General features: G+C 73.9%; 7 protein-coding genes. 5 read left to right on the forward strand and 2 right to left on the reverse strand.

Annotated elements, in window-relative coordinates:
* The coding region (locus EF918_RS28170) for a serine/threonine-protein kinase (RefSeq protein ID WP_260610751.1) at positions 1-845 on the reverse strand (845 nt) is incomplete at its 3' end.
* 465 nt (positions 846-1,310) lie between these two features.
* Between EF918_RS28170 and EF918_RS28175 the strand changes: the two genes are divergently transcribed.
* The 4 genes from EF918_RS28175 (at position 1,311) to EF918_RS28190 (ending at position 6,236) form a co-directional block, all read left to right on the forward strand.
* Entirely contained in the window at positions 1,311-1,931 is a 621-nt protein-coding gene (locus EF918_RS28175) for a hypothetical protein (RefSeq protein ID WP_125651747.1), read from the forward strand.
* Positions 1,932-2,304: 373 nt separating this feature from the next.
* Positions 2,305-2,574, forward strand: a complete 270-nt coding sequence (locus EF918_RS28180) for a hypothetical protein (protein ID WP_125651748.1) — start codon at positions 2,305-2,307, stop codon at positions 2,572-2,574.
* A 292-nt stretch (positions 2,575-2,866) separates the two neighbouring features.
* Positions 2,867-5,122: a helix-turn-helix domain-containing protein gene (locus EF918_RS28185; RefSeq protein WP_185921955.1), complete on the forward strand. Its 2,256-nt coding sequence runs from the start codon at positions 2,867-2,869 to the stop codon at positions 5,120-5,122.
* A gap of 148 nt (positions 5,123-5,270) precedes the next feature.
* Entirely contained in the window at positions 5,271-6,236 is a 966-nt protein-coding gene (locus EF918_RS28190) for a DUF5829 family protein (protein ID WP_260610749.1), read from the forward strand.
* A 347-nt stretch (positions 6,237-6,583) separates the two neighbouring features.
* On the opposite strand, the gene EF918_RS28195 is transcribed toward EF918_RS28190, so the two are convergent.
* Entirely contained in the window at positions 6,584-7,069 is a 486-nt protein-coding gene (locus EF918_RS28195) for a DedA family protein (protein ID WP_125651750.1), read from the reverse strand.
* 502 nt (positions 7,070-7,571) lie between these two features.
* Between EF918_RS28195 and EF918_RS28200 the strand changes: the two genes are divergently transcribed.
* The coding region (locus EF918_RS28200) for a crosslink repair DNA glycosylase YcaQ family protein (protein WP_125651751.1) at positions 7,572-8,427 on the forward strand (856 nt) is incomplete at its 3' end.

Genomic DNA, 8,427 nt, shown 5'->3' on the forward strand with positions numbered 1-8,427 from the left:
GGCGTGGGGGCTGTCGGGAGGTCCGGGGTGTTGCCGTCGGCGACCGCCTTCAGCAACTCGCGGGCCCGGCGGGCGTCGGGCCGTTGCCGCGGGTCCTTGGCCATCAGCGCCCGCAGCACCGGGGCGAGCGGGCCGGCGCGCCGGGGTTCGGGCAGCGGCTCGTTGACGATGGCCGCCAGCGTGGCCCACACCGAGGTGCGGCGGAAAGGCGCTGCGCCCTCCACGGCCGCGTACAGCGTCATGCCGAGCGCCCAGATGTCGGACGCGGAGCCGGGTACGTGGCCCTGCGCGCGCTCCGGCGGCAGGTAGTCGAGGGAGCCGACGATCTGACCGCTCCGGGTGAGCTTGGCCAGGGCCTCGTCGCCGGGTACGTCCATGCTGGCGATGCCGAAGTCGGTGAGCACGACGCGACCGCCGCGTTCGAGCAGGACGTTGCCGGGTTTGACGTCCCGGTGCAGGACGCCGGCGCGGTGGGCCGCGTCCAGGGCGTCCATCAGTTCGGCGCCTATCGCGGCCGCTTCGCGCGGCTCCAGCCGTTCGCGTTCGGTCAGCACGGCGTCGAGGGAGGGCCCGTCGATCAGTTCCATGACGATGACCGGCAGTCCGCGGTCCTCGACCACGTCGTGCACGGTGACCACCCCGGTGTGCCGGACCCGGGCGGCGGCCTGGGCCTCCCGCTCCATCCGGACGCGCAGAGCGGCCAGTTCGGCCGGGGAGGCGTCGGTGTGGGCGCGCAGGATCTTGACGGCGACCTCGCGGTTCAGCAGTTGGTCCGTCGCCCGGGCCACCACGCCCATGCCGCCGCGGCCGATCGTGGCGCCGACGCGGTACCGCCCGCCCAGCACCTTGCCGTCCGGCGCGCTGCCGGCCGGAGCGCCGCCGTCCGCAGCGCCGCTGTCCGGAGCGCCGCTGTCCAGTGCCTTACCGTCCGGATCCGCGCCGTTCGCCGCCGTCACCTGTCACATCCCGTTCGTCGTGCTGTCGGCCGTCCGCCGTCCGGCATCCACTGCTGGCGGCATTCGGCGGCACCAGGTTAGGGGGTCGCTCAGGTGTGCGGGAGCGGGGCCCTGGCCTGGGCCGCCCGGCGGGGGTGCGCGGGGCGTGGGCCGACGGAGCGAGGCGCTACAGTGTGCGCCGCGGTCGAGCCGGCTGGATGCCGTGCTCCTCGGGCAGGGCCCGCCGCAGCACCCCTTTGTGACGTTCCGTCGGGGTGTACGGGGGTCTGTCGTCCGGCTGTCGCGGCGGGGTCCCGTTCGGAGAACCGGAAGACAGCCAGGAGATCCATGAGAAAGAGAGCGCGGAGAGCGAGCATGCTCGCCGCAGTCACCGCCGTCGCGGCCACGGGCATGCTCGTGACCGCACCGAACGCCAGCGCGGGCACGTCCGAGGTGACGAACCCCGGCTTCGAGAGCGGCAACGCGTCCTGGCACGAGAAGGTGACCCCGTTCGCCGGGCACCTCATCAACAACTCCTCCGCATGGCCGGCCCACTCGGGCACCGGCAAGGCGGAGCTCGGCGGCCAGGGGCTGACCGGGATGAGCCGCATCTCGCAGCAGGTCACGGTGCCGGCCTCCCGGGTGCCGGTGCTGTCGTTCTGGGTACGCAGCGACGTGGTGTCGGGCGGGTCGGCCGGCTTCGGCTTCCGTCAGCTGATCGTGGAGGCCACGGCCGACGACGGAACGCCCTACGAGCTGCACGACCGCATGAACAAGGCCGGGACCAGCGGCTCCTACGAGAAGGTGACGGTCACGCTGCCGGACGCCTTCTACCGGTCCACTCCGCAGAACGTGAACATCAGCTTCACCGTGATCGAGGACTCGGCGAACCGCATGCCGTTCCTGATCGATGACGTGAACATGGAGTACCGCTTCAAGATGATCGACCGTCCGGTGATCATCCCCGGCGGGATCTTCCGGCCCATCGGGGGCTGACCCCCGTCCGCAGGGCATCGCGACGCGGTCGCGGCGGGCTCGTCCCGCCGCGACCGCGCTCGTAGGAGCCGTCCCGCCGCTACGCGGTCGTAGGAGCCGTTCCAGGAAGGCCTTTTCAGCGGCCAGGGGCGTGGAGCTCTGCGATCTGATCGGTTCTGAGCATTTTGTATGTCCGGCTTGATGCTTTATCAGCTCGCCTTGATGCACCTGCTGCTTTCTCACGTTGACCAGCAGGTGGCCGCCGCCCCACCGACTTAGGGTCGCGTTTCGGAGGCCCCCCGACCGGCCGTCAACCAGGGACAGGGGGCTCTCCTCCAACCGACTCGAACAAGGGAACGCTATGTCCGTTATCCGAGGTTCTGCGGAGCGCATCATGGCTCTGAGCAGCGGTTTCGACCGTAACATGCCCCCGTCCGGGGTGGCCCAGTCCTCCGGCGCCGTCGACAAGTGTGTCAACGTGCAATTGATGCCCTTCCTTGCCGTTCTTTTCGTGGGCGTGATTCTGGTTCTCGCCCCTGCGCAGTTCTCGTCCCTGCTTCTCGTCCTGCCGATGGTGCTGGCTGCCGCACGGCGTTCTTCCTGGTCGCGGCGGTCCGCGCGCGGCTGGAGCGGTGTCGGCCCGGCGGCGGTGACCGCGGGCTGAGCCGGGGCGCGGCCCGCTCGTCGTGGTGCTCGCCGGGACGAGTGGGCCGTTTCTTCTTTCCCCTTCGGGGCTTTGGGCCTCGGGGGCGGGTCGTGACGAAACCGGGGTGGCGCGGCTATTCGCCACCCCCCTTCGACATCTGCTGGGGCTTGGTATGTCACAGGTGGTGGCGCCACGGATCGAGTGTGCGCACTGCAACGAAAAGTTTTTCCGGCCCAGTCCGACGGGCCGTCCTCCGCAGTACTGCGGCAAGGAATGCCGGGCCGCCGCCTACCGGGCGCGGCAAGGATCGGTGCTGCGCTACTCGCAGCGGCACGACGCGGACGTGGTGCGGCTCGCGCAATCCGTGTCGGGCCGGGCGAACGCCGCCGTGCAGCGCAGCCGGCTCCCCGCGCCCTCTCGGCCGCTGGAGCTGGTCGAGGAGGTCGTACGGCTGGAACGGGACCTGGCCGAGCTCAAGGCGGTCGCGGTGCGCCAGGCTGCCGAGTACGGGGCCACGTGGTCGGACATCGGGCACGTGCTCGCCATGTCCCCGTCGCACGCACGTGCCAAGTTCAGCGACGACAACGTCGCGAAGGTCCTCCAGTGGCGCGCCGGGCGCGGCTCGGCCCCCGGGCCGCGGCCGCCGCGCGTCCGCCCGCCCCGGCCGGCCTCGCCCGTCGCCGGGCGGCAGGAGGAGCACGGGCCCTCCAGCCCGGCGCTGCCAGGGCACCCCGGGTACCAGCTCACCACCGCGCTGTCGCACCTCCAGCGGTCCTCGGGGCGCACCCAGCGCTGGCTGGCGGACGAGGTCGGCGTGTCCCCGTCGCTCCTGTCGCGGATCCTGCTGGGGCGGCGGACCCCCAAGTGGAACGTGGTCAAGGCGATCGCCGAGTCGTGCGGCGCCGACCCCGCGGACCTCCGGCCCCTGTGGGAGAAGGCCCTGGGCATCGTGCCCGTGGAACTGCCGGGCCCGGAGGACTTCCTCCAGGCGGCCGCCGCACTGAAGGCCTCCCTGCGCGGCATGTGGCTCGCGGCCGGCACCCCTCTGCCGCAGGCGCTCTGCTTCCACCACCCCCTCCTCACACCGGGCCGGGTACGGCGGGCGCTGGTCACCGGACGCCCCGAGACGGACCTCGCCGACTGGCCGTTCGTCGCCGCGCTGGCCACGGCCCTGCGGGGGCAGCCGGAGGACCTCCACCCGCTGTGGAAGCGCATGCAGGTCGCCGCCTCCGCCTTCCTCACCCCTCTCGGCGCCGCGGCGCAGGGGGAGGCGTACGAGCCGGCGTACGGCGGGTCGGAGGACCTGCCGTACGGCGGGTCGGACGACGTGCCGTACGGCGGGTCGGACGACGTGCCGTACGGCGGGTCGGACAACGTGCCGTACGGCGGGTCGGACGACGTGCCGTACGAGGCGTCGGACGAGCTCCGGTACGGGGCGTCGGAAGGTCTGCCGAACGGGGCCTCGGGCGGTCTGCCGAACGGGGCCTCGGGCGGTCTGCCGTCCGGGGCGTCGGGTGGTCTGCCGTACGAAGCCTCGGACGGTCCGCCGGTGGCCTACGCCGGCGCCGGTGCTGGGCCCGGGCGAGCGCCGGCACGGGCGCCTGGGCCCGCACGGGCGCCGGCACCGGGCCTGCGCGCGCGGCGGGCGTCCGGACCGGCCGGAGCGTCCAGCGCGCCCGGACCCTCCGGAGCGCGTGGAGCGCCCCGACCGTCCGGAGCGCCCGCAGCACCCGGCCCCTCCCGCACCAGCGCCGCACAGCCCGCGGGTGCGGACCCGGCCCCGCACCCCGCCGGTGGGCAGGCGCTACGCGTGCCCCGGGCGCGCCCGTCCACGACGGCCGCCGCCAGGAACGCGGACGCCGACGCGGTACGCCGGCGCCGGGAGATCCTGGAGGTGCTGCGCGCCTCGGACACACCCGTCGGCCTGGCCTCGCTCGCCCGGTCCAGCGGGCTGCCCCTCCCCCAGGCCGCCGAGGTGCTCTCCTGGCTGCGCGAGCACCACTTCACCGAGGGCAGGGACGGCGGCCACGCGGCCGGGCCCGTCCTACGGGCGTTCGCCGACGGCCGGAACGTGGTCCAGGAGTACCTGGAGGGCCTCAGCCGGCAGACCCGTGGGGCGATCTACATCGGCTCGTACCTCGAAGGGGAGGTGCACGTCTCCCACGAAGCGGCCGAACCCGGCATCCCCACCGTGCACCAGTGGGTCGACTTCCGCGAGAGCGCGCACGCCAGCGCCGTCGGCAAGGCCACCCTCGCCCAACTCGACCGCGAGGCCCGGCTGGACCACCTCTCCCGCTACGAACCGGCCGCTCTGACCCCGCACACCATCACCAATGCCGACGACCTCCTGCGTTCGCTCGACCTGACCACCGTGCAGTACGACCTCACCGAGTACTCGGACCGGACCATCTGCGCCGCCAGCCCCCTGACCCTGCCGGGCCTGACCACGTGCATCGCCGTGGCCCTGCCCGTCACCGAACGCCGCCGCCTGAACCAGGCCATCACCCCGCTCAAGGACCCCGCCACCACCATGGCCCTCTCGCTCATGCTCACCCTCGGCCCGTGAGGTGCTCCGTGCGGATCGGCGTCCGACCGTCTCGCCCGGTGGCGTGCGGACGGGGACGCCGGTCCGTTCGTCCGCGTCCCCGCCCGGGCGGGCGCCGGGCCGAGAATCGAGCGGCGCACACGTGCCACCGCGGCCTACGATCCGCTGCATGACTCTTCAACTGCGCAGAACCTTCAACCTGTTGGTGGTCCTCGCCATGGCTCTGGCCTGGTGGACCGGAAGCGGTAGCGGTACCGCGACAGCGGCGGGTGGCGCGGCGGCGCAGGAGGACGCCACCGCGGCGGGCCGTCAACTGCTCTTCTACAACCACGCCTACGGGGTGCTCGACCGGGAGACGGCCGACGCCGTCGAACACTCCGCCTACCTGCGGGACTTCGCCAACTTCCAGGTCCGGACGACGACCGGCTCGGGCGGCCAGACCTGGACCGGCCGGTACCTGATGGGACGCGAGACGTACCTCGAACTGTTCGGCGTCGGCGACCTGCCCGGTCAGGACGGGACGCTCGGCGCGGGCGGGATGGGGCTCTCCACCGAACGGGCCGGCGACCTCGCCACGGTCACCACGCGCCTGCGCGACCAGGGCGTGCCCGACCCGGTCACCTTCCGCCAGACCCGCGACTTCGGCGACGGGGTGCCGGTGCCGTGGTTCGACGCGGTCTTCACCAGCGGGCAGTACGAGGCGTTCGGGCCGTGGGCCATGGAGTACCTGCCGGAGTACTTCGCCGATCCGCGCAGCAACACCGAGCCCGCAGCGTACCCGGGCGACGTCGGCCGTGAGCGGTACCTGTCCGACGGCTACCGCGACCACCTGATGCGCGACGTGACCGCGATCCGCCTCGGGGTGACCGCACCCGACCTGGCCGGCACCCTGCCCCTGCTCCGGGCGGGCGGCTTCGCCGTACGGGAGCTGCCCGGCGGCGTCGGAGCGGTGGCGCAGGGCGGCGGTACGACCATCCGCCTGGACGTGGTCACCCGCGAGCAGGCCGGACTGCGCCAGGTCGAGATGTCCCTCAACCGCCCGGTACCGGGCTGCCACGAGGAACGGATCGGCCGCTCGACCCTGGTCGTCGGCCCGGGCGACCGGGCCGTGTGGACCTTCGACGCGCGCCAGTAGCGCCTCGGGCCTTCTGGGCATGCCGCAGGGGGAGGCCGGGCAGACGCCCCTGCGGAGAAAAGACGGTCGGGCGGAACGGCGGGGCGGCCGGCACGGACGCGTTCCGTCCCCGGCCGCGCGCCGAAGGGAGGACCCACCATGAGCATCGCCCGGGAACCCACCGCACAGGCCGGGCGTGAACCGGCCGATCCCGCGCCCGAGCCCCGAGCACCGGATCCGGTCCCCCGCGACCCGCGGCCGGCTCAGCCGGACCGGGAGCCGCCGGCGCAGCCCCCGCCGTCGCGCGAACCCGACGGTCCCGCAGTACCGGAACCCCCCGACTGACGCGCCGCACCGCCCGGCGGGGCTCAGGACTCCTCGGCCACGGGGGCGGCGGACGACGCGGCCGCCGTCCTCCTTCTGCGGTACACGACCGCCCCGCACACCGCGAGGAGGAGGACGGCCACGGCGGACGCCCCGAGGGCCGTCTGCTCGGCGAAGAGCCGGCCCACCACCTCGAGCACGCCGACCCCGGCGGTCGCGTAGAGGAGCGCCCAGGCCGCTCCGCCCAGGAACAGGGCGGGCAGGTAGCGCGGGAGGGGCATGCGCATGCTGCCCGCGAGGAAGTTGGCGGCGGTCTGGAAGCCGACGGTCAGGAAGGAAACGGCCACCACCGGTGCGCCCCAGCGCTGGATCGCCCGCTCGACGCGCAGGAACTTCGCCGAGGAGATCCGCTCCCTGAACCGACTGCGCCGGGCACCGGCGCCCGCGAGCCACCCGACGGCGAACGTCCCTCCGGCGCGGAGCAGGACGATGGCATACAGGGCTCCGGCCGTGAGCGCGATCTTATCCACGGCACCTCGTCCCGACCTCCGGGCCGGAGCCCGGGGCGAAACCCGGAGCGCCGACAACAGTCGTCCGCCCGGGCGTACCGCAGCAGCGGGCACCGGCCCAGCCCTCGTCTCTCACCACGCCCTGCCTCTACCTGTTCCGCCCGGATGGGTCGCCACGTACGACGCCGGACCCTGCATACCCCCAGGCCAGGCAAGGTAAGCCTAACCGAACGCGCATACGGTGGTACAGGGCGCCCGGGGCGGTGCACGGGGCCGGCCCGGCAGGGGCCCGGCGGACGGTCCGGCAGGCGGTACGGCGGGCACGGCAGCAAGGGCCGAACGGGGGCCACATCCGGGACGAGCCCTGTCCGCATGCGCTCCTGACGTGGTCCTGGCACGTTGAGAGGATGCTCCCCGCCCACAGCACGCTCACCACCACGCCTCCGCCCCGCGCCCGCCCCGCCCCGCCCGACCCGAAGGGACCCGCCTCGACGGCCGCCGCCGCGGCCGCCCGGTGCCTGCCATGACCTCGACACGACCGAAGATCAGCGACGAGCACCGGCGACGCCTGCTCGTCACCCGCCACCTGCTCACCCCCGCCACCCGAGCGGCCACCCCCGAACAGGTCGCCGACGCCCTGGTGGCCCTGCACGCCACCGACCCGGCCGGCGTCCACCTCAGCCTCGCCGCCCGCCTGGCCACCCCGTCGCTCGCCGAGGCGGACCGGGCCCTGTACACCGACCACACCCTCGTACGGATGCTGTGCATGCGGCGCACCATGTTCGTCGTGCCCCGTGCGCTCGCTCCGGTCGTCGACGCCTCCACCGCCCGCGCCGTCGCGGCACGCGAACGCCGGGGGCTCCTGAAGGTGCTCGACGAGCAGCTCGGCCATGACGCGCCCTGGCTGGCGGCCACCGAGCAGGACGTCCTGGCCGCCCTCGCGGAACGCGGCGAGGCGTCCGCGGCGCAGCTCGCCGACGCCGTACCGCAGCTACGGGAGCAGATCGTCGTGGCACCGGGCAAGCCGTACGAGGCGAGGCCGCGCCTCACCAGCCGGGTGCTGTCCGTCCTGGCGGCCGAGGGCCGCATCCGCCGCGGCCGGCCGCTGGGGAGCTGGGCCTCCTCCCAGTTCCGCTGGACGATCGCCGAGCCGCACCCCGAACTCCCCGTCGGACGGGCCAAGGCCGAGCTGGCCACGGCCTATCTGACGGCCTTCGGCCCCGCCACCACCGAGGACCTCAAGTGGTGGACGGGCTGGACCCTGACCGAGACCCGTACGGCCCTCGCCGCCACCGCCGCCGTGGACGTCGAGCTGACCTGCGGTCCGGGCCACGCCCTGCCCCCGCAGGTCAGCTCGACGTCCACGGCGGCGGTGGCGG

This window comes from Streptomyces sp. WAC06614 (assembly GCF_003949795.1).
GTDB lineage: Bacteria > Actinomycetota > Actinomycetes > Streptomycetales > Streptomycetaceae > Streptomyces.